Source organism: Pseudomonas helmanticensis (assembly GCF_900182985.1).
GTDB lineage: Bacteria > Pseudomonadota > Gammaproteobacteria > Pseudomonadales > Pseudomonadaceae > Aquipseudomonas > Aquipseudomonas helmanticensis.
The window spans coordinates 1,774,303-1,799,099 of sequence record NZ_FXUY01000001.1; the positions used below are offsets into that span (position 1 = coordinate 1,774,303).

At 60.1% G+C, this 24,797-nt stretch carries 30 protein-coding genes; 17 read left to right on the top strand and 13 right to left on the bottom strand.

From position 1 onward, the window contains the following. Positions 1-257 precede the first annotated feature (257 nt). Positions 258-1,463, bottom strand: coding sequence for an NAD(P)/FAD-dependent oxidoreductase (locus QOL84_RS07925; protein WP_283436834.1), 1,206 nt, complete (start codon positions 1,461-1,463; stop codon positions 258-260). A gap of 292 nt (positions 1,464-1,755) precedes the next feature. Here QOL84_RS07925 and QOL84_RS07930 point away from each other — a divergent pair, with 292 nt between their 5' ends. Next, on the top strand, positions 1,756-2,304 hold the full coding sequence (locus QOL84_RS07930) for an RrF2 family transcriptional regulator (RefSeq protein ID WP_129392622.1): 549 nt from the start codon (positions 1,756-1,758) through the stop codon (positions 2,302-2,304). Between the two features lie 91 nt (positions 2,305-2,395). Here QOL84_RS07930 and QOL84_RS07935 read toward each other — a convergent pair whose 3' ends face one another. Further along, the gene (locus tag QOL84_RS07935; RefSeq protein WP_129392619.1) at positions 2,396-2,731 is read right to left on the bottom strand and encodes a hypothetical protein; all 336 of its coding nucleotides are present in this window, start codon (positions 2,729-2,731) and stop codon (positions 2,396-2,398) included. A gap of 184 nt (positions 2,732-2,915) precedes the next feature. Here QOL84_RS07935 and QOL84_RS07940 point away from each other — a divergent pair, with 184 nt between their 5' ends. Further along, entirely contained in the window at positions 2,916-3,155 is a 240-nt protein-coding gene (locus tag QOL84_RS07940) for a hypothetical protein (RefSeq protein ID WP_008085812.1), read from the top strand. Between the two features lie 64 nt (positions 3,156-3,219). Here QOL84_RS07940 and QOL84_RS07945 read toward each other — a convergent pair whose 3' ends face one another. After that, a complete protein-coding gene (locus tag QOL84_RS07945) occupies positions 3,220-3,417 on the bottom strand; it encodes a DUF2188 domain-containing protein (protein ID WP_129392615.1) in 198 nt (65 codons plus the stop codon). Between the two features lie 224 nt (positions 3,418-3,641). Here QOL84_RS07945 and QOL84_RS07950 point away from each other — a divergent pair, with 224 nt between their 5' ends. Further along, positions 3,642-4,004: an NUDIX hydrolase gene (locus tag QOL84_RS07950; RefSeq protein WP_283436835.1), complete on the top strand. Its 363-nt coding sequence runs from the start codon at positions 3,642-3,644 to the stop codon at positions 4,002-4,004. Positions 4,005-4,007: 3 nt separating this feature from the next. Here the strand turns inward: QOL84_RS07950 and QOL84_RS07955 are convergent, their stop codons facing one another. The 3 genes from QOL84_RS07955 to QOL84_RS07965 all read right to left on the bottom strand — a co-directional run bounded on the left by QOL84_RS07955 (position 4,008) and on the right by QOL84_RS07965 (position 6,341). Beyond that, the gene (locus QOL84_RS07955) at positions 4,008-4,250 is read right to left on the bottom strand and encodes a DUF1652 domain-containing protein (RefSeq protein ID WP_283436836.1); all 243 of its coding nucleotides are present in this window, start codon (positions 4,248-4,250) and stop codon (positions 4,008-4,010) included. A gap of 112 nt (positions 4,251-4,362) precedes the next feature. Then, entirely contained in the window at positions 4,363-5,262 is a 900-nt protein-coding gene (locus QOL84_RS07960; RefSeq protein ID WP_283436837.1) for a polysaccharide deacetylase family protein, read from the bottom strand. A 131-nt stretch (positions 5,263-5,393) separates the two neighbouring features. Further along, entirely contained in the window at positions 5,394-6,341 is a 948-nt protein-coding gene (locus tag QOL84_RS07965; RefSeq protein ID WP_283436838.1) for an ABC transporter substrate-binding protein, read from the bottom strand. 292 nt (positions 6,342-6,633) lie between these two features. Here QOL84_RS07965 and QOL84_RS07970 point away from each other — a divergent pair, with 292 nt between their 5' ends. The 4 genes from QOL84_RS07970 to QOL84_RS07985 all read left to right on the top strand — a co-directional run bounded on the left by QOL84_RS07970 (position 6,634) and on the right by QOL84_RS07985 (position 9,860). After that, a complete protein-coding gene (locus tag QOL84_RS07970; protein WP_283436839.1) occupies positions 6,634-7,620 on the top strand; it encodes an aliphatic sulfonate ABC transporter substrate-binding protein in 987 nt (328 codons plus the stop codon). 61 nt (positions 7,621-7,681) lie between these two features. After that, the gene (locus QOL84_RS07975; RefSeq protein ID WP_283436840.1) at positions 7,682-8,524 is read left to right on the top strand and encodes an ABC transporter permease; all 843 of its coding nucleotides are present in this window, start codon (positions 7,682-7,684) and stop codon (positions 8,522-8,524) included. A 48-nt stretch (positions 8,525-8,572) separates the two neighbouring features. Continuing rightward, positions 8,573-9,253, top strand: a complete 681-nt coding sequence (locus tag QOL84_RS07980) for an SOS response-associated peptidase (protein WP_283436841.1) — start codon at positions 8,573-8,575, stop codon at positions 9,251-9,253. Positions 9,254-9,587: 334 nt separating this feature from the next. Beyond that, positions 9,588-9,860, top strand: coding sequence for a hypothetical protein (locus QOL84_RS07985; protein ID WP_129396115.1), 273 nt, complete (start codon positions 9,588-9,590; stop codon positions 9,858-9,860). A gap of 47 nt (positions 9,861-9,907) precedes the next feature. Here QOL84_RS07985 and QOL84_RS07990 read toward each other — a convergent pair whose 3' ends face one another. The 3 genes from QOL84_RS07990 to QOL84_RS08000 form a co-directional block, all read right to left on the bottom strand. Next, on the bottom strand, positions 9,908-10,054 hold the full coding sequence (locus QOL84_RS07990; RefSeq protein ID WP_164979428.1) for a hypothetical protein: 147 nt from the start codon (positions 10,052-10,054) through the stop codon (positions 9,908-9,910). Positions 10,055-10,117: 63 nt separating this feature from the next. Continuing rightward, complete coding sequence (locus tag QOL84_RS07995; RefSeq protein ID WP_064389414.1) at positions 10,118-10,432, bottom strand: AzlD domain-containing protein; 315 nt, start codon at positions 10,430-10,432, stop codon at positions 10,118-10,120. After that, positions 10,429-11,127, bottom strand: coding sequence for an AzlC family ABC transporter permease (locus QOL84_RS08000; protein ID WP_129392590.1), 699 nt, complete (start codon positions 11,125-11,127; stop codon positions 10,429-10,431). The genes QOL84_RS07995 and QOL84_RS08000 overlap by 4 nt, the downstream gene beginning before the upstream one ends. A gap of 181 nt (positions 11,128-11,308) precedes the next feature. Here QOL84_RS08000 and QOL84_RS08005 point away from each other — a divergent pair, with 181 nt between their 5' ends. Together QOL84_RS08005 and QOL84_RS08010 are read left to right on the top strand one after the other, a co-directional pair. Beyond that, positions 11,309-12,244: a GGDEF domain-containing protein gene (locus tag QOL84_RS08005; RefSeq protein WP_283436842.1), complete on the top strand. Its 936-nt coding sequence runs from the start codon at positions 11,309-11,311 to the stop codon at positions 12,242-12,244. A 52-nt stretch (positions 12,245-12,296) separates the two neighbouring features. After that, positions 12,297-12,671, top strand: a complete 375-nt coding sequence (locus QOL84_RS08010; protein ID WP_129392584.1) for a DUF2784 domain-containing protein — start codon at positions 12,297-12,299, stop codon at positions 12,669-12,671. Here QOL84_RS08010 and QOL84_RS08015 read toward each other — a convergent pair whose 3' ends face one another. Further along, entirely contained in the window at positions 12,672-13,199 is a 528-nt protein-coding gene (locus tag QOL84_RS08015; protein ID WP_283436843.1) for a DUF3087 domain-containing protein, read from the bottom strand. Between the two features lie 223 nt (positions 13,200-13,422). Here QOL84_RS08015 and ppnN point away from each other — a divergent pair, with 223 nt between their 5' ends. Further along, positions 13,423-14,796: a nucleotide 5'-monophosphate nucleosidase PpnN gene (gene ppnN, locus QOL84_RS08020; protein ID WP_047598267.1), complete on the top strand. Its 1,374-nt coding sequence runs from the start codon at positions 13,423-13,425 to the stop codon at positions 14,794-14,796. 199 nt (positions 14,797-14,995) lie between these two features. Here ppnN and QOL84_RS08025 read toward each other — a convergent pair whose 3' ends face one another. Both QOL84_RS08025 and QOL84_RS08030 read right to left on the bottom strand, forming a co-directional pair. Further along, positions 14,996-16,390 (bottom strand): FAD/NAD(P)-binding protein, encoded by a 1,395-nt coding sequence (locus tag QOL84_RS08025; protein ID WP_283436844.1) that lies wholly within the window; start codon positions 16,388-16,390, stop codon positions 14,996-14,998. Further along, the gene (locus tag QOL84_RS08030) at positions 16,391-16,954 is read right to left on the bottom strand and encodes a helix-turn-helix domain-containing protein (protein ID WP_283436845.1); all 564 of its coding nucleotides are present in this window, start codon (positions 16,952-16,954) and stop codon (positions 16,391-16,393) included. A gap of 85 nt (positions 16,955-17,039) precedes the next feature. Between QOL84_RS08030 and QOL84_RS08035 the strand changes: the two genes are divergently transcribed. From QOL84_RS08035 to QOL84_RS08065, 7 genes are all read left to right on the top strand, one after another. After that, positions 17,040-17,978, top strand: a complete 939-nt coding sequence (locus tag QOL84_RS08035; protein WP_283436846.1) for a DMT family transporter — start codon at positions 17,040-17,042, stop codon at positions 17,976-17,978. 218 nt (positions 17,979-18,196) lie between these two features. Beyond that, positions 18,197-21,115, top strand: coding sequence for a monovalent cation/H+ antiporter subunit A (locus tag QOL84_RS08040; protein WP_283436847.1), 2,919 nt, complete (start codon positions 18,197-18,199; stop codon positions 21,113-21,115). Then, complete coding sequence (locus QOL84_RS08045) at positions 21,115-21,459, top strand: Na+/H+ antiporter subunit C (RefSeq protein WP_008085854.1); 345 nt, start codon at positions 21,115-21,117, stop codon at positions 21,457-21,459. The genes QOL84_RS08040 and QOL84_RS08045 overlap by 1 nt, the downstream gene beginning before the upstream one ends. Beyond that, a complete protein-coding gene (locus QOL84_RS08050) occupies positions 21,456-23,135 on the top strand; it encodes a monovalent cation/H+ antiporter subunit D (RefSeq protein WP_283436848.1) in 1,680 nt (559 codons plus the stop codon). Before QOL84_RS08045 ends, QOL84_RS08050 begins: the two co-directional genes overlap by 4 nt. Beyond that, positions 23,132-23,620 (top strand): Na+/H+ antiporter subunit E, encoded by a 489-nt coding sequence (locus QOL84_RS08055; protein ID WP_283436849.1) that lies wholly within the window; start codon positions 23,132-23,134, stop codon positions 23,618-23,620. The genes QOL84_RS08050 and QOL84_RS08055 overlap by 4 nt, the downstream gene beginning before the upstream one ends. Beyond that, positions 23,617-23,895 carry a K+/H+ antiporter subunit F gene (locus QOL84_RS08060; RefSeq protein ID WP_007910754.1) on the top strand — a complete coding sequence of 93 codons (279 nt, stop codon included), beginning with the start codon at positions 23,617-23,619 and terminating at the stop codon, positions 23,893-23,895. Before QOL84_RS08055 ends, QOL84_RS08060 begins: the two co-directional genes overlap by 4 nt. After that, complete coding sequence (locus QOL84_RS08065) at positions 23,892-24,254, top strand: Na+/H+ antiporter subunit G (protein WP_283436850.1); 363 nt, start codon at positions 23,892-23,894, stop codon at positions 24,252-24,254. The genes QOL84_RS08060 and QOL84_RS08065 overlap by 4 nt, the downstream gene beginning before the upstream one ends. 83 nt (positions 24,255-24,337) lie before the next feature. Here the strand turns inward: QOL84_RS08065 and QOL84_RS08070 are convergent, their stop codons facing one another. Next, positions 24,338-24,778: a DUF3995 domain-containing protein gene (locus QOL84_RS08070; protein WP_283436851.1), complete on the bottom strand. Its 441-nt coding sequence runs from the start codon at positions 24,776-24,778 to the stop codon at positions 24,338-24,340. Between the last annotated feature and the right edge of the window lie 19 nt (positions 24,779-24,797).

Here is a 24,797-nt window from a genome sequence, read left to right on the forward strand (position 1 = left end):
TCACGCCGGCCGGATGGCGAGCGCGGTCAATAACGGGCGTGGGGAAATGCGGCGGGACAAATGCGACATGGCTGCAAACGCTCTCTGGTTGTTATTGATGAGCTGTGTTTGCGATTTTTTAACACCGGGTAATGAGCCGGCCGTAACCATTAAAAATCATGGGGCAATGACTTTTAGTCATAGCCCTGTCGTGCAGGAATCAGTGCAGGCAAAAAAAATCCCGCTCAGTGAGCGGGATTTGTTGGTCAAGGCTTTCGTTACGCGACCACAGGAATCATCGGGTCAGCCGCCGCCAGCGCACTCACGCGATCAGCCGCTGGCGGATAAATCCACTGGGTGTTGATCTGGGTCTTCAGGGTTTTACCTTCCTGCTTGACCAGTTTCACTTGGCGATCCCAGCCTTCGGTGTAAACCGCGCCCCATGCGCCAAGGTCCAGGCAGGTCACGTATTTCGGCTGGCTGTACGGCGTCGGATCGATGCCGAGAAGCTGCGCCGCGACGTTGTTACCGGCGTGACGGCCCAGCGAAATAGCGTGCTGGCAGGTCATCAGCGCGTAGTTGCCGATGTCGTCGGTGGCGGCGTAGGCCACGTCGCCGGTGGCAAAGATGTCGTCCTGGCCGATGACCTTCAGGTGCGCGTCGACGTGCAGTCGTCCCTGTTTGTCGCGCTCGGCCGGGATCTGCTCGGTCAGCGAGCTGGCGCGCACGCCGGTGGTCCAGACCACAGTTTTCGCTTCGATGTGTTGCCCGTCCGACAGCGTCACGCCGTCAGCATCGACCGATTGCACCGACACACCCAAACGCCATTCAACGCCCAGTTCTGCGCTGGCCTCGATGATCGACTGGCTGATCTCTTCGCCCATCGAAGCGCCGATCTTCTGCCCGCGATCTACGACGATCACTTTGATGTCGACCTGCTCGCCAAGAATTTCGCGCAGACGCCCGGGCATTTCAGTCGCCGTTTCAATGCCGGTGAAACCGCCACCGGCGACTACCACGGTATTGCGTGCCTGGCTGTCAGGCAGATTCGCGAGGGATTTCAGATGCGTCTCCAGACGGATCGCCGCCTCGATCTGATCAACGTCGAAAGCGTGTTGCGCAACGCCCGGGGTGGCGGATTGGGCCAGACCGCTGCCGCTGGCCAACACCAGTTTGTCGAAGTGCAACACCTGCTGCACGCCTGTCGCATCGCGATAACCGACGGTTTTAGCGGCGACATCGATCGTTTCGGCGGCACCCTTGATGAAGTGAACGCCGACTGCTTCGAACAGTTCCGCCAGCGGTGCCGCGAGTTGATGGGCGTTCGGTTCGTAGAAACGCGGACGCACGCGCAGCTCTGCCTGCGGTGCCAGAACGCTGATTTCGACGTCGTCGCGACCGTGCAGATCAACCAGGCGTGTCGCACTCAATGCTGACCACATACCGCCAAAACCTGCGCCGATCACCAGAATCTGCTGCTTCATTGTGTGTCTCCAGAAAAGCCGAACCGTGGAAAGAGGTGTCACGAAATTTGCCGGAGGCTTGTTGCTGCCCTTCCGATAGCGCCGACTGTATTGGTCGGACATACAGCCGACAAGTCAGATTATTCGATAGGTTTTATCTAAAATAACGATACTTTTAAAATTGAACACGGCAAATTTTACCGCTTATTTGTTGGGTTAAAGCCCGAAAACACCGGGATTCGGTCCCGCACAGGAGATTGTCGAGGGTCGCTCAGGATGATAGTATTTACGACAAATCAAGTCGGACTTATCTATGTCTCTTTACAGTGCAGGTGTCGAATACGGCATACATTGCCTGGCCTTTCTGGTAGGCAACGGCGGCGACAGTCGCGAGGCCAGCGTGCGCGATCTCGCCGAATTGCAGGGCGTACCGGTGGAATACCTGGCGAAGATCTTCACCAAACTGGCCAAAGGCAAACTGGTGGTCGCCAGTGAAGGCGTGCGCGGCGGCTTCAGCCTGGCGCGACCGGCAGACGAAATCACCCTGCTCGACATCGTCAATGCCATCGACGGGCGCAAGAATATTTTCGAATGCCGCGATATTCGTGGGCGTTGCGCCCTGTTTGAGGGTAATCCGCCGGAATGGGCCATTGAGGGCACCTGCTCGATCCACGGCGCGATGATGACTGCGCAAAAACGCATGGAAGAAGCCCTCGCGCAACAGACCATCCTCGACATCGCCAGAAAGGTTGGCCGCAAGGCGCCGGCGGAGTTTGGCCAGCAAGTGGAAGACTGGATTCAGGAGCGCCGCGAGAAAAAGGGCAACGTCGGCAGCATCCCTTTAACCGACATCACCGACTGAACCTCGCCGAACCTGCAAGCAAAAAAAAGCAGAAACCGTTGATCCGGTTTCTGCTTTTTTTGCACCTGATTGTTATCCGCCGATGCGATCGTTACAGGCAGTCCCGCACCGATTTGCGCAACGAGCCGGACTTCGCCCACGGTGGCCCCTGATACAACGAAACCCGGCTGCCATTCTTGTATTTGACGACATCGAGAATTTCATCAGCGGTGATGATGCTCGGCGCAGTGATGCGGTAACCGTTGGAGATCGACGTCTGCGTGGTCTTCGCAACGTCCTGCTGCCACAACGGTAATACACACGCGGCATAATCCTTGGGTGCCTTGTCACTGGTCTTGCTGACATTCGGCTCACCCGGTACCAGCGATGCCGGCAACGAACAACCTGCCAACATGGCCAACGCCAAACTCCCGATCCAAATCCGCATGCTGTTGCCCTGTTCTGAAAAAAAGCGAATGTACCGTTTAACTGTGTGGACATCCATCGCGGCAACACGCTTCGGGGGAAGTTTGGACAATTTTTCACATCCACCGAGCCCGGCGACGGACGAGACCTGCGACCGCTGAAAAATGCGACTACTCTGTTTTACCGAGAATGTTCCGGAGGTGATCATGCGGCTCAATGAATACGAACACGAACTTCAGCGCGACCTGCAAAGTGTCGCATCGGATCTGCGTTGGTCGGCCGTCGACCTCAAGCGGATCGCCGAACAACTGCGCAAATCCGGCAACGAAGCAGACGCCCAGACTGTTTTGAGGTCTTGCGAAGTGTTGCAGAGCGATGAGGAACGGCTGCAACTGTATGCCAAGGAAGTGAAGGCCCGGGCGATCAGCCGCACCAAGGTCCACTGACACCCTTCAAGGCAACGCCCAAACAACAAGCCCCGGCAAATACCGGGGCTTTTCCATTATGGCTTCAACTGGCCGTGTGACTTTGCGCGCGCGGCGAGCGTTTTTTGTAGCCGGGAAGAGCTGCGGCATACGCCAGCGCCTCCTCTCTGCTGGCGAAAGACGCCAGCCGGTCGCCCTCGGTACAAACCCGCCAGGGGCCGTTGTTTACGCTGAGCACGTCGTAACCATTCATGTGCATCTTGTTCAACATCGCAATGCTCATGGGCACCTCCTGTTTTTGCTAACGGTGGGTTCAGCCTCACGCATTTACCTTACACCGAGTTTGCGCTGCGGTGCCAACCGGGCGTCGCGGCGATTGCCGGTCAGGGCTCTGGCACTTTTCGCACAGGCGAGCGCTCCATATTCCGACGGAACCTTGAAATGGGCTCGCGGCTCGAATATTGCAGTTTCATTACATTATTGTGACAGGCAACAAACAGGTAACAGATGAAAGTACGCGCAACCGTCATTTGCGAACAGGATCGCCACGTCCTCCTGGTGCGCAAACCCCGCTGCTGCTGGACCTTGCCCGGTGGCAAAGTCGAGCCAGGGGAAACCCGGGCGAACGCTGCCGTGCGTGAATTGCAGGAAGAAACCGGGCTGGATGCCGAGGCTGTGTTGTATCTCATGGAACTGCAAACCGGCAGCACGCGGCATCACGTCTACGAGGCATCCGTGCTGAATATCGACGACGTGCGCCCGCAAAACGAAATCGTCGATTGCATCTGGCATCCGCTCGACGCCGTGCACAACTTGAACACCAACGATGCAACGGTGCGCATCATCGAGGCGTTTCGCCGGCGTCTATGAGGGTTAACCGGCGAAGGCCCGCCGCCCCGCACTCATTTCCGTGCGCAGCTCACCGATAAAGTTGGAGATGTCACGGATCGTGACGAGGTGTTCCGGGGATACCCCATTGAGCAGCAACTCGACACGTCCGCTGGCTGGCTCATAAACCTTGATTTGCAGCAGTCCCTGGTTCGTCGGAATGCAGTCGCACTTGAATGCAGGAAAGCCTGACTCGACGATGCGGCAAATGTCGGTTATGGCAAGCATGGACGGACGCCTCGCAGGCGATGGATCGATTCGATCGATAGAGCATAGATGAGCAATTTGTGTCCTGCCCGATACAAGAATGCCAAGCCCATCACATTTCCTGCGCAACCTCTCAATGAGCGTCGTGATCCCAGATCCAGTTCCAGATCCCCGGCAATTCGACCGACTCCGAACTCTGCTGAACCGTGCGTGCCAGCGCGGCTTTCTCGAGTGCGTCGTGGTCGTCATAGAACGGCTTGTCCGCCAGTTTCACGCCCGTCGCCGCGGCGCTGTCGAGGAGGATTTGCAAGTACTCGCGAGTGTGCCGTGCGGTGTAGCGGTTGAGGTCATGAAAGGTCACCACCACCGGCGTCACCCCGTCCACGCTGGGAAATTCGCCGAGGGCAATGCGCTCGCGCACTTCCGAGAGCTGGCGCAACAGGTTCGCCCGTCGACGCGGGCTGGCGTTGAAACCCCAGATCTTGCCGTCATTGGCGCTCAAATCGGTGAGCAGCACGTGCAAGCCGTGCTGCTGATAGGCGCCGAAGGTGCGTTTGTCGTAATTCCAGAATGGCGGACGCAACAGCGTCGGTGGCGCCCCGGTGATCGCCGCAATGTCCGCCGTGCCATTGCTCAGTGAGGCTTCGAGCTCCTGCGGGTCGAGCGAGCGATGATTGGTGTGCCAGTGGGTTGCGGTGTGAAACCCGAGGATGTGCCCTTCGGCGTATTCGCGGCGCATGATGCCTCGGCCAATCTCGCTGTTGCCGGCCCGGGGCGCGCGGGTCTGGACGAAAAAAACCGCTTTGATATTCGCTTGCAGCGGATTGTCCTTGAGACTGTCGAGCACTGTTGCCGACGGGTTCCACAAGCTCGAAGCGCTGGGGCCGTCATCGAACGTCAGCAGAAAGCGCACCGGCGCCTGGGCCTTGAGGCGGGTTTCGGTCTGCGCAGTCATTTCGATGGGCGCGGCGATGCAACCGGCCAGCCCCAGAGCGATGGCCGCTGCGCATATGAATTTGAATGCCGATGTCATGTTTTGCCTTGAGCCCGACCGCGCTGGTCATGTTGTCGATTGGCAAAACTCCCTCGCCCCTATCCATCCCTGCGCTCCGATCTGCGAGCCGAGGTTGGATAAGGTACACAGGGTTTGGTTCCAGCGCTCGTTCAGTGTGCCAATGCCTGCGCAAAGGACGGGTCGATAATCGCCGCTGTGGCCAGCGGCGCTGGCAATGCCTTGACCTTGAAGAGGAAGTCGGCGGTGCTTTGCAGATCGGCCGACGCCTGTTGATCCACCGGGCCTACGGTCATGTGTGCCTGGCGCAACCAGTGGCGCGATACCTGCTGATCAAGGTTGGCCTTCTTCGCCCACAGATCGGCGTACTCGTCAGTGTGGCTGTCGACCCAAGCCCGCGCCTGCTTCAAACGCCCGAGAAAATCAGCGATCGCCGCACGCTTGCTGTCGATGGACGGCGTAGAGGCGGCAATCGCGCTGAGGCCCGGCATCAGGTTTTTCGCGGTGAGAATCGGCCGTGCACCGGAGAACACGATCTGCTGGGAAATGTACGGTTCCCACACCGGAAAGGCATCGATGCTGCCCTGCGGCAATGCGGCTGCCGCATCAATCGGCATCAGCTTGACGAAGTCGACGTAATTTTCCGGCAGACCGCCCTGCTCCAGCGCGCGCAAGGTCAATTGTTGGCTCCAGGCACCGGGCCAATAGGCAACTTTTTTGCCCTTGAGGTCGGCGATGGTTTTCACCGGGGAATCCTTCGGCACCAGCAAGGCGATGGTGTCCGGATTCTGCCGTGACACCCCGATCAGTTTCACCGCCGCCTGTTTTGCGGCGAGAAACAGAAAACCGGAGTCACCCAGAAAGCCCAGGTCGAGCGAACCGGTTTGCAACGCTTCGGCGAGCGGTGCAGCGGCCTGGAAGTGTTTCCAGTCGACCGTGTAAGGCGCATCTTTCAATACACCCGATGCCTCGATCGAGGCGCGGATGTTGTAGTAGTTCTGGTCACCGACATGCAGGACCACAGGCTCAGAGGCGTAGGCAAGTGGCGCGGTGATCAGTGCGACAGTCAGCGCATTGCGAAGGAAACGGGAAAGCTTCATGGCACGTCCTGCAAATGGGGATTGCATAGACCATAACGCTCTTAATATCCGCCTCTGAAATTCGATTAATGCATAAGCTCATCACTGACGATTGTGACTGTTTGTCCAGCAACAGTGCCGCACCAGACTGTTCGCCAGGCAACAACTGAAAAACGCGTAAATCCCTGAAAGCCTTGTAAACCGGCGCTCAGCACACATGGCACAGAGCCTGCAATATTCCATTGATGCAGGAAGCATTCGACAAAAATATCTTTTTGGACATAAGAAACCTGTGCCTTTGCCGGAGCGCCCCATGACCTCGTTCTTTCCGTTAACCCGCCTCAAAACCCTGTTGGCCGCTGGCGCGATGGCCCTGAGCCTGCAACCGCTGGCGCACGCGGCTGAAACCGCTCCAGCGGAAGTGCATCTCGACTACGCCTATTACTCACCGGTAAGCCTGGTGCTCAAGCACTTTGGTTTCCTCGAGAAAGCTCTGCCGCAAACCAAAGTCAGCTGGGTGTTGAGCCAAGGCAGCAACCGCTCGCTGGAATACCTCAACAGCGGCGGCGTCGATTTTGCCTCGAGCGCCAGCCTCGCTGCCGTGCTCAGTCGCGCCAACGGCAGCCCGATCAAATCGGTTTACGTTTACAGCCGCGCCGAATGGACCGCGCTGGTGGTGCGTAAAGACTCGCCGTTGCAGACCGTTGCCGATCTCAAGGGCAAGAAAATCGCCGCCACCAAAGGCACCGATCCGTACCTGTTCACCTTGCGCAGCCTGCAACAGGCCGGGTTGAAAAAGGACGATGTGGAATTGGTCCATCTGCAACATCCGGACGGTCGCACCGCGCTGGAAAAGGGTGACGTCGACGCCTGGGCCGGTCTCGATCCGCACATGGCTGCCAGCCAGGTGCAGGCTGGCTCGCGACTGCTCTACCGCAATCCAGCTTTTAACAGCTACGGCGTGGTCAGTGTCACCGAGCAATACGCCCAAGAGCATCCACACACCATCGACACCGTGATCAAGGCTTACGAACAGGCACGTGAATGGTCGCTGAAAAACCCTGAAGAGTTCGCCGCCCTGCTCGCCAAGGAATCCGGATTGCCGCTGGACGTGGCCAAACTGCAACTGTCACGTACCGACCTGAGCAGCCCGCAATTGACCGCCAACGACGTCAGCGCTTCTAAAGCTGCCGCGCCAATTCTGGTCTCCGAAGAACTGGTGCGCCGTGGCGTCAACGTCGATCAAGTCATCGATCAGTTGCTCGACAGCGGTGTGCAGCAAGCCGTCGCCCGCCAGTAACTGACCAGACTCCCGAGCAATCCGCGCGCGCCGCCGATTGCTCGGGAGCGGAGCCTGCATCATGCCCAGTCACAGCAAAGACCTGCCCGCGCCGCTCGCCTTGTCGCGCCGGCCATCCGCCGTTTTCAACCCGGCATGGCAGCGCCGCCTCAAAGGCCTCGCCCTGCCACTGCTGATCGTCGTCGCGCTGGAAATTATCGTACGCATCGGCTGGCTGCCGTCCTACCAGATGCCAGCGCCCAGCGAGATCGCCGTGACGCTGACCGACCTCGCTGAAGGTGCCTTGTGGAAACACATCGGCGCCAGTCTGATTCGCGTGTTGCTCGGGTTCGCCATCGGCGCCAGCCTGGCACTGGTATTTGCCGCATGGGTCGGTTTGAGCCGCGAGGCCGAGGCTTACCTGGAACCGACTTTTGCCGCATTACGCTCGATTCCCAGCCTGGCCTGGGTGCCACTGTTATTGCTGTGGCTGGGCATCGACGAGACTTCGAAGATCGTTTTGATCGCGATCGGCGCGTTCTTTCCGGTGTACGTCAACGTCGTTGCGGCGATCCGCAATATCGATCGCAAACTGGTGGAAGTCGGGCGCATCTACGGCTTCAGTCGCTGGCAACTGGTGCGGCGGATCCTTTTGCCGGCCGCCCTGCCCGGCCTGTTCACCGGACTGCGCAGCGGCATGAGCCTGGCGTGGATGTTTCTCGTCGCCGCCGAACTGATCGCCGCGACCAAAGGCCTCGGCTATTTGCTCAGTGACGGTCGCGAAACGTCGCGGCCAGACATTGTCCTGGCGGCGATCATCGTCCTCGCCCTGCTGGGCAAACTCAGCGACGGCCTGCTCGCGGCGCTGGAACGACGCTGGCTGGCGTGGCGCGATACGTTCACCGGACAAGACGGCAAGGATTGAATGCGCAAGGGCAACTAAGCTGAAGTCGTCCAACCGGAGGTTCAACTCATGTGCGGAAGACTCTCGCAGTACCGTGGCATTCACGACTTCGTCGCCGTGCTGAGCATTCCCGATGCGCTGATCAACCATGTCGGCGATGCACCGCTGGGCCGCTACAACGCGGCGCCGACCACTGCGCTGGCGGTGCTCCATCAACACGAACAACGCGTGCATGCCGACAATCTGCGCTGGGGTTGGCGCCCGCATTGGGCCAAGGATCGTGCAGCACCGATCAATGCGCGGGTGGAGAAAGTTGCGCATGGCCCGTTCTTCCGGGCGATCTGGCGTCAGCGTCTGATCGTACCTGTCGACAACTGGTTCGAGTGGGTCGATGCCGAGGACAAAAGCCGACAGCCGTGGCTGATTCGTCGCGCCGATCACGCGCCGGTTTTCTGCGCGGCTATCGGCCAGTTGCCGACACCGGGTGCCGAGGCGCGCGATGACGATGGATTCGTGATCATCACCGCTGACAGTGCCGGCGGCATGCTCGATATCCATGACCGGCGCCCGGTGGTGTTCTGCGCAGAATTGGTGCACGAATGGCTCGACCCCGCCACGCCCGTCGAACGCGCCGAACAGATGCTGTTGTTCGAAGGCGACAGCAGCGAAAACTTCGCCTGGCACAAAGTCGGCAAAGCCGTGGGCAATGCGCGCAATCAAGGCGCGAGCCTGATTCTCGAACAACCCTAAATATCTCCGCGCCCCTCGCGTCTATCCCCTGTAGGAGCTGCCGCAGGCTGCGATCTTTTGCTGTTGATCAGCAAAGTCAAAAGATCGCAGCCTTCGGCAGCTCCTACACGTGACGCACGGGCTTTACAGGTGGTGTTTCATTCTTGAATCAAGGCCCTTGAAACAAGCGTTCGAATGAATTAACCACTGGTCTGACATTTCAATCGTCATACATACATTTAGATGCACTACGGATAGCATGCGCGCCGCATTTCCGATTGGTATACCAGTTGACCAAAGAGTCAATAAATCAGGAATCTCCCCACAACTTCTACAAGCCTTGCAGAGAAATAAGTTGCGCGACGATTTTGCAATCAAACAGGTCAGCGGCCTGGAGTGTATTTTTCTGTCGATGACAGAACGCTTTGAACTCGACTGTTTTATCGGCCATTACATCAAAACCCGAAACCTGCGATCCGTTCCCGACATCGAACGTATCCTGCGCACCACCCTCGAAGGATATCCCGGCCATCCGCCGGTGATGGTCAACGAGCTCAATGCCTGGATCGACAAAACCTTGGGATATCGGGCGTCACACCCCGACTTCACGCAGATGGACGATCTTTGAAACAAACAAAAAGCCCCGCTCATGCGGGGCTTTTTCATATCAATGGGTCAGAACTTGCGATCAGGATCGGACAGCTCCCTGCCATCGTCGTGCTTCCATGTCTGTTCCTTGTGTTTCTCGCGTTCGATTTCCTCTTGCGTCGGCTCGTCTGTGTCTTCGTCATCCGGCTCCGGATGTTTTTGCTCAGTCGCCATGCCCACCTCCCGTCGCAAGTAAACTGCCATCCTTACAGCGTAGAACAGTTTTAATCGGCCAACTTACAACCACCAGCGCAAAACAAAGAAGAACGCCATGCTCAACAACATACTGAGCAAAGTGCTGCGCGTGTATATCACCAGCCCGATCGCCACCAGCGAACTAAGCAGATAGGGGTTGTCCCACTGCAGATTCAGCTGTTTGTCGGGCATGAATACAATCGGCCCGCAGATCGCAGTCAACATGCCTGGCACGGCAAACCCGAGAAACTGCCGGGCATTGCTGCTCAAACGCACCGGCAAGCGCGGTTCGAGAAACACGTAGCGGTTGAGGAACACCAGAATCCCCATGCCGAAAATCACTGCCCAGACCATCATGTGCGCCCCCGATAGAGTTTGTTGCAGATAAATCCGGCGGTCATACCCGCCAGCCCCGACAACACCAGCGCCGAACCCCATTGCCAATAACTGAACAACACCGAGCAGAACAGCGACACCGCCACGCACACCACGGTCGGCACGTTGCGCACCACCGGAGTGATCAGGGCAATGAAGGTTGCCGCGATCGAGAAGTCCAGGCCCAGATGCTCAAGCCCAGGAATGCTGCTGCCGAGAACGATGCCGGCGAGGGTGAAGAGATTCCAGGCGATGTAGAACGTCAGGCCGACGCCCAACGCGTACCAGCGATTGAACTGCTGGCGGTCATGCTGGCTGGTCAAGGCGAACAACTCGTCGGTGAGCAAAAAGCCCAGGCCGATTCGCCAACGCCCCGGCAGCGGTGAAATCACCGAACGCATGCTCATGCCGTACAACAAATGCTGCGACGTCAGCAACACGGTCGTCAGCAGAATCGAGAAAATCCCCGCGCCGCCCTTGAGCATGCCAATCGCAACCAGTTGCGCAGCGCCGGCAAAGACGATGCTCGACAAGCCCTGCCCTTGCAGCGGGGTGAGATTGGCTTCAATCGCCATGGAACCGGCCAGCAGCCCCCACGGCGCAGTCGCCAGAGACAACGGCATGATCGCCGCCGCGCCGCGAAGAAACGCACTGCGCGGCAAAAGTGAGTCAGACATAACGCTCTTCAACCAGAGAAACGGTCGCAGACTGTGCCAGTAAACGCTGTTTTCTGGCTTGAACAATCTTGCGCACTTGGAGGAAATCGCTTGGACTGGCCGTTCATCGGCCCACCGCTTGCAAGCTTTCGATGCTAGCAACATGCTGGCGCTGCATTTTCCCCAGGACACCAAACCCGCCATGACCGCTATCGACAATGACGTGTACAAGACCCTGTTGGAATCGACCAAAGCCATTCCATGGCGGATCGACTGGAAAACCATGACCTTCAGCTACATCGGCCCGCAGATCGAAACCCTGCTCGGCTGGCAGCAGGACAGTTGGGTCGGGGTCAATGACTGGGTCGAGCGCATGCACCCGGACGATCGCGATTACGTCGTCGAATTCTGCGTGTCGCAGTCGCGTGCCGGCGTCGATCATGAAGCCGATTATCGTGCCCTCACCAGCAGCGGCGACTACGTGTGGATCCGCGATGTGGTGCACGTGGTGCGCAAGGACGGCGAAGTCGAAGCGCTGGTCGGCTTCATGTTCGATATCAGCGAACGCAAGAAAACCGAAGAGCATCTGATCCGATTGCAGAAGCAACTCGAAGAGTATTCCTTTCAGGACGGGCTCACCGGCATCGCCAACCGTCGCATGTTCGACACGATTCTCGAACGCGAGTGGGCCAGTGCACAACGCAGCGGATTACCGCTGTCACTGCTGGTGCTCGACATCGACTACTTCAAGCAATACAACGACCACTACGGCCACATCAAAGGTGACGAATGCCTGCGCCAGGTCGCCAAGACGCTATCGCTCGCGGCCAACCGGCCACGGGATTTCATCGCGCGTATTGGCGGTGAAGAATTTGTCTGGCTGTTGCCCGAAACCGATGCCGAGTCGGCGCGTCTGGTGGCACGCAAATGCCTGCACTTGATTCGTCAGCAACAGATTGCACACGCGCATTCTGCGGTGTCGTCGCTGGTCAGCCTCAGCCTGGGCGTTGGCACGACGCAAGCCGCTGCCGGCGACGACCCTCTGCACTTCGTCGAACAGGTCGACAAACTGCTCTATCAAGCCAAGCACAACGGGCGCATGCGCGCCGAATTCGCTGATTTTCGCACTGACGTTTAAGCCCCTGACGGGCGTAACATAGCGCCATTCACACTCGCGTCAGGGAGACCACATGCTGTACCGAATCGCAGCCGACGGGCTGGTGCTATTTCATTTGTGCTTTATTTTGTTCGTGCTGTTTGGCGGGTTGCTGGTGCTGAAATGGCCGCGAATGATGTGGCTGCATTTGCCGGCAGCGGCCTGGGGCGTGGCGGTCGAGGTGTTGCACCTGACCTGCCCGCTGACCTACTGGGAAAACCTCATGCGCCACGCCGCCGGGCAGACCGAATACGCCGGCGGTTTCATCGAGCATTACGTCTGGCCGATCATCTATCCGGCGGGGCTGACCCCGCAGATTCAACTGGCACTGGGCAGCGTGGTGCTGGCGGTCAACCTGCTGGTGTATGGCCGTTTGATCCGCTCATGGAGGCTGCGCCGAGCGCTGTAATCAACGCGACTTCTGCTTCAGGGCTTCCAGCCAGGCCGGGTCGAGTCGCTTCTGCTCAGTGTCGAGACCCAACGCCTGCATCCGCTCCTTGTGCGCTTCGACTTCCCGCCACAGTTGTCCATGATCGCTGGAGTTACCGTCCAGTTCATGCATTTGTGTCAGCCCCAGATGATAGAAGCGCAACACTTTCACTGCCGTCGGATCATTCTTCTCGACGGCTGCCGTCACCTGATGCATCACATTGGTGATGCTCATCAGGTTGCGCTTGAGCCGCCAGCTGTACACCGCCGGGGCCATCCAGCTCTGATTCCAGAAGCGCCCGCGCAGCAACGCCGCCGTCAGCAGGAACGCGACGAACACGCCACCGACGTTGAACCGCAGATTATCGCCACCAGGCTCGCCGAACAGCGCCACTGCGACGCTGGAAAACAACATCGCCAGCACCAGGAACAGCACGGCGATGATGATCGTGCTGCGCCGGGTCTGCTGGCGAAAAGTGGCGGCGTCCATTGGCTGAATCTCGAACATCACAAATGACTTCCTTGAGCGACAAAAGGGGCAACGGAAAAAACTCGCCGGCGCATTATCGCCTCTGCGAGGGATTTAGCTATGCTGGGGCTCCTTTTCATCTTTTCAGCGTCCAACGGGGACATGGCGGTACAGCGCAGATCGTGCCATCTTCATTCATGGATACACACTATTCGGATGCCATCGCCTAGTCTTGAGATGACATCGTTTTAAGGATCATTGCATGACCCAACGACACGTAATCAATGCCTCGGTCAGCCCGAAAGGCAGCCTGGAAACCCTTTCTCAACGTGAAGTCCAGCAACTGAGCGAAGCCGGATCCGGCAGCACCTACACCCTCTTCCGCCAGTGCGCCCTGGCCATCCTCAACACCGGCGCCCATGTCGATAATGCCAAGACCATCCTCGAAGCCTACAAGGACTTCGAAATCCGCATTCACCAACAGGATCGCGGCGTACGCCTGGAGCTGCTGAACGCTCCGGCCGACGCGTTCGTCGACGGCGAGATGATCGCCAGCACCCGTGAAATGCTCTTCAGCGCCCTGCGCGACATCGTCTACACCGAAAACGAACTCGACAGCCAACGCATCGACCTCAGCACCTCGCAAGGCATCAGCGACTACGTTTTCCACCTGCTACGCAACGCGCGCACCCTGCGCCCGGGCGTTGAGCCGAAAATCGTGGTGTGCTGGGGCGGCCACTCGATCAACACCGAAGAATACAAATACACCAAGAAAGTCGGCCACGAACTGGGCCTGCGCAGCCTCGACATCTGCACCGGTTGCGGCCCCGGTGTGATGAAAGGCCCGATGAAAGGCGCAACCATCGCCCACGCCAAACAGCGTATTCATGGCGGGCGTTATCTCGGTCTGACCGAGCCGGGCATTATCGCGGCTGAGGCGCCGAACCCGATCGTCAACGAACTGGTGATCCTGCCGGACATCGAAAAACGTCTGGAAGCGTTCGTGCGTGTCGGCCACGGCATCATCATCTTCCCGGGCGGTGCCGGGACGGCGGAAGAGTTCCTTTACCTGCTCGGCATCCTCATGCACCCGGACAACGCCGGCCTGCCGTTCCCGGTGATCCTCACGGGGCCGAAGCATGCCGCGCCGTATCTGGAGCAGCTCGACGCCTTCGTCACCGCGACCCTCGGCGAAGCGGCCAAGCAGCACTACGAAATCATCATCGACGACCCGGCCGAAGTCGCGCGGCAGATGACTCAAGGGCTGAAAGCGGTGAAGCAGTTCCGTCGCGAGCGCAACGACGCGTTTCACTTCAACTGGCTGCTGAAGATCGACGAAGGCTTCCAGCGTCCATTCGATCCGACCCACGAAAACATGGCCAACCTGAAACTGCACCGCGACCAGCCACCTCATGAACTGGCGGCGAATCTGCGTCGGGCGTTCTCAGGTATCGTTGCCGGCAACGTCAAGGACAAGGGCATTCGCCTGATCGAAGAACACGGGCCGTACCAGATCCGTGGTGACGCAGCGATCATGCAACCGCTCGATGCGCTGCTCAAAGCTTTCGTCGCCCAGCACCGGATGAAACTGCCGGGTGGCGCGGCGTATGTGCCGTGTTATCGCGTGGTGGCGTAACACTTTCAGCCACGACGCGACAAATGTAGGAGTGAGCCTGCTCGCGATAGCAATCTGTCAGTCACCTTATATATGACTGAACCACCGCTATCGCGAGCAGGCTCACTCCTACAGGGATTTGGGTGCACACAAATTTTGCACTCACCCAGATCCAATGTGGGAGCCAGCCCTGCTGGCGATGGCGCCTGAAGGAACAACCTCAGCCCACCAACCGTAACGCCAACGCCTTCGCCTGCAACGCCACATCCGTCACCGCCGTACTCTCCCACCACATCCCGCGTAACGGCGGCCCCATCGCAAACACCCGGCTGGACGCCCGCCCGTCGGCATCCAGCACGGCGCCATCCACCGCCGCCGCAATCCCCAACGCCAACGGCCCCGGCTGTATCAAGCCGCGCGCCAGCAATTGTTGCGGCAACGGCCGCGCCACCCGGCGCCAGTCGTATTCGATGCCACTGGAATTGATCAGCGCCGCCCCCTGCACCACGCAGGTTTCAGACTCACCGCGACGTCGAATGCGAATGCTGATGCCATCTTTCGAATTCGGCTCAAGCCCTTTGAATGAAGCCGCCTGAATCCGTAGACGTCCTTCACCGTGCAGCCGCTCGACCAACGCCGCGCTCAAAGGTGGCGAGCGATGGTGATGGCTCTCCCACCACGGCCGCACATGGCGTACGAATTGTCGCCGCTGCACGTCAGTCGCCTGACTCCACAAGCGGGCGATATGCACCCGCACCGTGTCCAGCGGCGCCTGCCAGTCGACACCCTGAGCGATCGCGGCGCGACAGTGTCGGCGCAACTCGCGCAACAACTGCCGTGGTGTACGAATGCTCTTATCGTCGCCGAGAAAGTCCGGCCACGCCGGCGGCTGGCGGCGCGCATGGGGCAACAGGCCATGCCGGGAAAACACCTCGATCGGCCCGCGATGCCCCGCCTGCTCGAGCGATACCACGGCGTCGACCATGGTCAGTCCGGAACCGATGATCAGCACGCTCGCCTGCGGATCGAGTTGGCGCATGGCCGCGACGTTCCATGGGTCCAGCGCGGCGGCGTTGAGGCCACTGGAGTGTTTCTGCGCAGTGCGCGCGGCAGGGAACATGCCGGTGGCGAGTACCGCACAAGCACCTCGCAACGATTGGCCATCGCTCAAGCTGAGCAACACCGCATCGGCATCGGTTTGCAGGTCCAGCACTTCGGCGCAAATGTGCTCGACCGTCGACCCCTGCTGCGCCCCCACCCGTCGGGCTTCAGCCAGGCGCTGCTGCACATACACGCCAAACAGTCCGCGCGGTGGAAACAGCTCGCTGATCGGCACGTTCTGTTCGGCAGACTCTGGCCAGCCGCCAGCCGCAATATGTTCAGTCAGCCATTGCGTGAGGTCATCGGGGTTATCCGGATCGACGCTCATCCGCGCCGCATTGCCATTCAGCGTATGGCCCAGCTCGACTGCGCTATACGCCTCGCCGCGTCCGAGTTCGGCACGCGGCTCGATGATCAGGATTGTTCGCCGCCCTGCCTGACGCAGCAATTGCACGGCCAGCATCGTGCCGCTGAGGCCGCCACCGATGATCATAATGTCCGCGTCGCACGCCATTCAAATCACCACATTACGCACAAACCGCGCCGCGACTTCGCCATCGTTGCGATAGGAATGCGGTTGGTTACTGGCAAACATGAAAAACTCCCCCGTGCCGATTTGTTGCGGCTGATCGCCGAGCATCAGCGTCAGGCACCCTTCGAAGACGAAAATCTGCTCGCTCCAGCCCTCGGCATCCGCTTGCGAGGGATAGACCTCGCCCGGCTGCAGGCACCACTCCCACTGTTCGACTTCGCGGGTGGCGGTGGCTTTCGACAGCAGCACCGCTTTACTGCCGGGAATCGATCCCGCCCATGCCACTTCGTTGATCCGGCTCGGGTCGCGGGCGTCCGGCGCCTGGATCAGATCGCTGAAGGCGACGTCGAGCGCCTCGGCGACGCGGTCGAGGGTGGTCAGGCTGACATTCTTCTCGCCCGCTTCGATCGCCACCAGCATCCGCCGACTGACTCCGGATTTTTCCGCCAGCGCGGTCTGGCTCATGTCCGCGGCGTGGCGCAGGCGTCGAACATTCTGGCTGACATGTTGCAGAACGGAAGTTCGTTGAGTCGAATCTTTGGGCACTATATTGCTCACTTGGTGAGGTTGGGCAGTATACTGCGCAACGTTGGGCGCATTGTGCGTCCTCCTTTTTATAGTGCGCAAGGTCATGACGTCGCAGAACACTTCCCCCACCTCCCTCCGCTTCTCCCGCTTCAGCAAGGCCGAGTGCGTGCTGGTACTGATCACCATGGTCTGGGGCGGCACGTTTTTACTGGTTCAGCACGCGATGACCGTCAGCGGGCCGATGTTTTTCGTTGGCCTGCGCTTTGCGGCGGCAGCGTGCATCGTGGCGCTGTTCTCATGGCGTCACTTGCGCGAATTGACCCTGTTCGAACTCAAGGCCGGCGCCTTTATCGGTGTGGCGATCATGCTCGGTTACGGCTTGCAGACCGTCGGTTTGCAAACGATTCCGAGCAGTCAGTCGGCGTTCATCACGGCGTTGTACGTGCCCTTCGTGCCGTTATTGCAATGGCTGGTGCTCGGACGCCGACCGGGGTTGATGCCGAGCATCGGCATCATGCTGGCGTTTACCGGTTTGATGCTGTTGTCGGGGCCGTCCGGGGCCTCGCTGAATTTCACTCCCGGCGAGATTGCCACGCTGATCAGCGCCATCGCGATTGCCGCCGAGATCATTTTGATCAGCACCTATGCCGGCCAAGTGGATGTGCGCCGGGTCACCGTGGTGCAACTCGCGACGACGTCGGTGCTGTCGTTTCTGCTGGTGGTGCCGACGGGCGAAATGATTGCGGACTTTTCCTGGACGCTGCTGGTGACGGCGCTGGGCCTGGGCGCCGCGAGCGCGGCGATTCAGGTGGCGATGAACTGGGCGCAGAAAAGTGTTTCGCCGACGCGGGCGACGTTGATCTATGCCGGGGAGCCAGTGTGGGCCGGGATTGTCGGGCGGATTGCCGGCGAGCGCTTGCCGGCGATTGCGCTGGTGGGGGCCGGGTTGATTGTTGCGGCGGTGATTGTCAGTGAGTTGAAGACCAAGGGTAAGGTTGTAGCAGAGGTCGATGAAGGGTTGGAGAGCGAGAGCAGTAACTGAAAGCAAGATCAAAAGATCGCAGCCTGCGGCAGCTCCTACACGGGATCAATGCAGGAGCTGCCGCAGGCTGCGATCTTTTCGGCCCTTTTGATTTCTTCGAAACAAGGCTAAACATTAACTATTCAGACTACTTTGTAGGATTCTGAGACATCCTGGCGTTTGGTGATCGGGGAGCTGGCACGTATGATGCTTCACAAACTTCCGCAGATTAGAAGCCTATGTCCCTGATAGTTCTACTGCTTCTGCCATTCATTGGCAGCTGTCTGGCAGCGGTGCTGCCTCACAACGCGCGTAATACCGAATCCCTGCTGGCAGGTCTGGTCGCTTTGATCGGCACCGTCCAGGTCGCCTTGTTGTACCCGCAAATTGCCCATGGCGGCGTGATCCGCGAAGAATTCATGTGGCTGCCCAGCCTCGGCCTGAACTTCGTCCTGCGCATGGACGGCTTCGCCTGGCTGTTCTCGATGCTGGTCCTCGGCATCGGCACCCTCGTCTCTTTATATGCCCGCTATTACATGTCGCCGGATGATCCGGTGCCGCGCTTCTTCGCGTTTTTCCTGGCGTTCATGGGCGCCATGCTCGGTCTGGTGATCTCCGGCAACCTGATTCAGATCGTGTTCTTCTGGGAACTGACCAGCCTCTTCTCCTTCTTGCTGATCGGCTATTGGCACCACCGCGCCGACGCGCGTCGTGGCGCCTACATGGCGTTGATGGTCACTGGTGCCGGCGGATTATGCCTGCTGGCGGGGGTCATGATTCTCGGCCATGTCGTCGGCAGCTATGACCTCAACAAGGTCCTGGCCGCCGGCGATCTGATTCGCGCACATGCCCTCTACCCTGTTCTGCTACCCCTGATTCTTATTGGCGCACTCAGTAAAAGTGCGCAATTCCCCTTTCATTTCTGGTTGCCGCACGCAATGGCGGCGCCGACACCCGTCTCCGCTTATCTGCACTCGGCGACCATGGTCAAGGCCGGGGTGTTCCTGCTCGCGCGTCTGTGGCCGTCGTTGTCCGGCAGCGAAGAATGGTTCTACATCGTCAGCGGCGCCGGCGCGTGTACGCTGCTGCTCGGCGCGTATTGCGCGATGTTCCAGAACGACCTCAAAGGGCTGCTCGCCTATTCGACCATCAGCCACCTTGGCCTGATCACCCTGTTGCTGGGCCTGAACAGTCCGCTGGCGGCCGTCGCGGCGGTGTTCCACATCCTCAACCACGCCACGTTCAAGGCCTCGCTGTTCATGGCGGCGGGCATCATCGACCACGAAAGCGGCACCCGTGACATCCGCAAGCTCAGCGGCCTTATCAAACTGATTCCGTTCACGGCGACCCTGGCGATGGTCGCCAGCGCCTCGATGGCCGGCGTGCCGTTGCTCAACGGTTTCCTCTCGAAGGAAATGTTCTTCGCCGAAACCGTGTTCATCAACGCCACGGCGTGGATCGAAGCGGCGCTGCCGATTGTCGCGACCATTGCCGGTACATTCAGCGTTGCCTACTCGCTGCGCTTCACTGTCGATGTGTTCTTCGGGCCACCGGCCACCGACCTGCCGCACACCCCGCACGAACCGCCACGCTGGATGCGCGCGCCCGTCGAGTTGCTGGTGTTCACCTGCCTGCTGGTGGGGATTTTCCCGGCGCAGATCGTCGGCCCGCTGCTCGCGGCGGCAGCGCTGCCAGTAGTCGGTGGCGTGCTGCCGGAATACAGCCTGGCAATCTGGCACGGCCTGAATGCGCCGATGATCATGAGCCTGATCGCCATGTCCGGCGGTATCGTCGTCTATCTGCTGCTGCGCAATCAGCTCAAGCGTGGCCGCTTCAAATACCCGCCGCTGATCGGCCGTTTCAACGGCAAGCGCCTGTTCGAGCGCAGCCTGGTGGTGATGATGCGCATGGCCCGCCGCGTCGAGCGGCGACTTGGCACCCGACGCCTGCAAATGCAATTGTTCCTGATGGTATTGGCGGCGGTGCTCGCCGGCCTGATCCCGATGCTGCACAGCAGCCTGAGCTGGGGCGACCGACCGAAGATCCCCGGCTCGATCGTCTTCGTGACTCTCTGGCTGCTGGCCATCGCCTGCGCCCTCGGCGCCGCCTGGCAAGCCAAGTATCACCGTCTCGCGGCACTGACCATGGTCAGCGTCTGCGGCCTGATGACCTGCGTGACCTTCGTCTGGTTCTCCGCGCCCGATCTGGCCCTGACGCAACTGGCGGTCGAAGTGGTGACCACGGTGCTGATCCTGCTCGGCCTGCGCTGGTTGCCACGCCGTATCGAAGAAGTCTCGCCACTGCCAAGCAGCCTGCGCAAGGCGCGCATTCGTCGTCTGCGCGACTTGCTGCTGTCGATTGCCGTCGGTGGCGGCATGGCCCTGTTGTCCTACGCCATGCTCACGCGGCAGACGCCGAACGACATCTCCTCGTTCTACCTCAGCCGCGCCATGCCTGAAGGCGGCGGCAGTAACGTGGTCAACGTGATGCTGGTGGATTTCCGTGGCTTCGACACCCTCGGCGAAATCACCGTGCTGGTCGCCGTGGCGCTGACCGTGTTCGCCCTGTTGCGACGCTTCCGCCCACCGAAAGAAAGCCTGCAACTGCCAGCCCAGCAACGTTTGCTCGCGCCAGACGTGGTCACCGACCTGGTCAACCCGCGTTCGGCCAGCGACACCGCGCTCGGCTTCATGATGGTGCCGGCCGTGCTGGTGCGCCTGCTGCTGCCGATTGCGCTGGTGGTGTCGTTCTACCTGTTCATGCGCGGACACAATCAGCCGGGTGGCGGTTTTGTTGCCGGGCTGGTGATGTCGGTGGCGTTCATCCTGCAATACATGGTCGCCGGTACGCAGTGGGTCGAGGCGCAAATGAGCCTGCGGCCGCTGCGCTGGATGGGCACCGGGCTGCTCTTCGCCACGGCCACCGGCCTGGGCGCGATGCTGGTCGGTTATCCGTTCCTGACCACGCACACCTGGCATTTCAGCTTGCCGCTGCTCGGTGACATCCATATCGCCAGCGCATTGTTCTTCGACATCGGCGTGTACGGCGTGGTGGTCGGTTCGACGCTGTTGATCCTCACCGCCCTCGCCCACCAATCGGTGCGAGGCCACAAGACCGCATCGCTGCCCAAGTCCGTCGCCAGCAAAGGAGCCGTCTGATGGAAGAAGTCATCGCAATCGCCATCGGCGTGCTCGCCGCCTCCGGCGTCTGGCTGATCCTGCGGCCACGGACTTTTCAGGTGGTCATGGGCCTGTGCCTGCTGTCGTATGCGGTCAATCTGTTCATCTTCAGCATGGGCAGCCTGTTCATCGGCAAGGAGCCGGTGATCAAGGACGGCGTCACGCAAGACTTGCTGCACTACACCGATCCGCTGCCACAGGCACTGGTACTGACGGCGATCGTCATCAGCTTCGCCATGACCGCGCTGTTCCTCGTCGTTCTGCTCGCCTCGCGCGGCCTGACCGGCACCGACCACGTCGACGGCCGGGAGCCTAAAGAATGATGGCGATGACTCACCTGATCGCCGCACCGATCCTGCTGCCGCTGCTGACCGCCGCCATCATGCTGATGCTCGGCGAACGGCACCGGCCGCTGAAGGCGAAAATCAACCTGTTCTCCAGTCTCGTCGGCCTGTTCATTTCGGTAATGCTGCTGCAATGGACGCAAACCATCGGCGTGCCCGGCTCCATCGGCGTGTACTTGCCGGGCAACTGGCAAGCGCCATTCGGCATCGTGCTGGTGGTCGATCGCCTGTCGGCGCTGATGCTGGTGCTGACCGGGATCATCGGCGTCAGCGCTCTGCTGTTTGCGATGGCGCGCTGGGACGGTGCCGGTTCGAGTTTCCACGCGCTGTTCCAGATTCAGCTGATGGGCCTGTATGGCGCGTTCCTGACGGCGGATCTGTTCAACCTGTTCGTGTTCTTCGAAGTATTGCTCGCCGCGTCTTATGGCCTGTTGCTGCACGGCTCCGGCCGGGCGCGAGTGTCGTCGGGGCTGCATTACATTTCGATCAACCTGCTCGCCTCGTCGCTGTTCCTGATCGGCGCCGCGCTGATCTACGGCGTTACCGGCACGTTGAACATGGCCGATCTGGCGTTGAAGATTCCACTGGTGCCGGAAGCCGACCGTGGCCTGTTGCACGCAGGTGCGGCAATTCTCGCGGTAGCGTTCCTGGCCAAGGCCGGCATGTGGCCACTGAATTTCTGGCTGGTGCCGGCCTATTCTTCGGCGAGCGCACCGGTGGCGGCGATGTTCGCGATCATGACCAAGGTCGGCATCTACACGCTGCTGCGTTTGTGGACGCTGCTGTTCTCCGGTCAGGCCGGTGCCTCGGCGTTCTTTGGAGGTGACTGGCTGATCTACGGCGGCATGGTGACCATGGCCTGCGCGGCGCTGGCGATACTGGCCGCGCAACGCCTGGAGCGCATGGCCAGCCTGAGCATTCTGGTGTCGGCGGGAATTCTGTTGTCGGCGATCGGTTTCGCCCAGCCGAACCTGATCGGCGCCGCGCTGTTCTATCTGGTCAGCTCGACTCTGGCGTTGAGTGCGCTGTTCCTGCTGGCTGAGTTGATCGAGCGCTCGCGCTCGGCCAACGAGATCCCGCTGGAGGACGAAAGCGAACTGCTGCCGCGCCCGCAGGAATCTCTGCAACCGCCCAAAGGCATCAACCTCGATGACGAGCAGAAAGCCGTAGTCGGTCAGGTCATCCCGTGGACCATGGCATTTCTCGGCCTGAGCTTCATCGCTTGCGCACTGCTGATCATTGGCATGCCGCCGCTGTCCGGTTTTATCGGCAAGCTCAGCCTGATCGGCGCGTTGCTCAATCCGTTGGGCCTGGGCACCGCCGCGCCGATTTCCACTGGCGCATGGGCGCTGCTGGCGCTGCTGATCCTGTCGGGGCTGGCGTCGCTGATGGCGTTCTCGCGCCTCGGCATCCAGCGTTTCTGGACACCCGAGGAGCGCCCGTCGCCGCTGCTGCGCAAACTCGAATGCGCGCCGATCTTTCTGCTGCTGGGGCTGAGTATCGCCCTGACCTTCAAGGCGGAACCGCTGCTGCGCTACACCCAGGCCACCGCCGATGCGCTGAACAATCCGCAGCAATACGTCATGGCGGTGCTCGGCACCCGCGCGGTGCCAAGCCCCGAAGCCAAGGCGGCGATGCTGGAGGTGCAGCCATGAAGCGTGTATTTCCTGCCCCGTGGTTGTCGCTGGCACTGTGGGCTTTGTGGCTGACGCTGAACCTGTCGATCAGCCCGGGCAATCTGTTGCTCGGCGCGATATTGGGTTTCGCCGCGCCCTTGATGATGCGCAAGTTGCGCCCGAAACGCGCGCGCATTCGCCGTCCAGGCACAATCCTGCGCTTGTTCTTCCTCGTCGGTCGCGACGTGGTGATGTCCAACCTGATCGTCGCTTGGGGCGTGCTCAATGCCGGTCGCCGGCCACCGCGCTCGCGCTTCGTCAAAGTGCCGCTGGATCTGCGCGACGCCCATGGCCTGGCGACGCTGGCGATGATCTGCACGGTGGTGCCCGGCACGGTCTGGTCGGAGCTGGCGCTGGATCGCAGCATTCTGTTGCTGCACGTGTGGGATCTGGATGACGAAGCGCATTTCATCGAGCACTTCAAGAGCACTTACGAGCGGCCGCTGATGGAGATTTTCGAATGAGCCCATTACTGTCGAACGCGATTCTGCTGACGCTGTTCCTGTTCTCGCTGGCGATGGTGCTGACGCTGGTCCGCCTGTTCAAAGGGCCGTCGGCGCAAGATCGGGTACTCGCGCTGGACTACCTGTACATCGTTGCGATGCTGATGATGCTGACGTTGGGCATCCGTTATTCCAGTGACACTTACTTCGAGGCCGCGCTGCTGATTGCGCTGTTCGGCTTCGTCGGTTCATTTGCCTTGGCGAAATTCCTGCTGCGTGGCGAGGTGATCGAATGAATGCTGAATTATCGCTATGGATCGAGATTCCAGTGGCGACCCTGCTGGTGCTCAGTGGCGTGTTTGCCCTGATCGGTGCAGTCGGGTTGTTGCGGATGAAGGATTATTTCCAGCGCATGCACCCGCCGGCACTGGCGTCGACACTGGGCGCCTGGTGTGTCGCGCTGGCGTCGATCATTTGCTTCTCGGCGCTGAAATCCGCGCCGGTAGTGCATGCCTGGCTGATTCCGATTCTGCTGGCGATCACCGTACCGGTAACTACGCTGCTGCTGGCGCGGGCGGCGTTGTTCCGCAAGCGCATGGCCGGGGATGATGTGCCGGCTGAGGTCAGTAGCCGGCGGACCGAGAGCGGTAGTTAACCCGTAAAAGATCGCAGCCTTCGGCAGCTCCTACATTGATCCCTGTAGGAGCTGCCGAAGGCTGCGATCTTTTGATCCCGCTCTTACACCCAAGCCACCGCCAACAACCCTGCTCCCAAGATCGCGCACAACGGCGAATACACCCACGTATCCAGCCGCGCGAACCGCGATCCCTTCACCTCCTTGAAAAAACCCACCAGATTCGAATCACCAATCGAGCGGGCAAACATCATCAACGCAATCGCACTGATCAGCCACTGCAACGCCTTGTGATTCACCGCCGGCATGCCCCAGCCGACACGCATGCACACCAGCGCAGCAATCACCAACAACGCCGCCGCTACCACCAGCGTCAGCCAGCCTGACGGTTTGAACGCCGGGCGCACCGTCGCCACAAAACCGTCCACCGGTATTTGTGGCACAACCACTGCCGCCGCCCACTGCCCACCCAACGCCCAATACACATGCATCAAGGCGATTACTGCGAAAATTGTCACCAGCCATTGAGCCAACACCAAGGTCATGGTTGAAATCCTTGAAAGG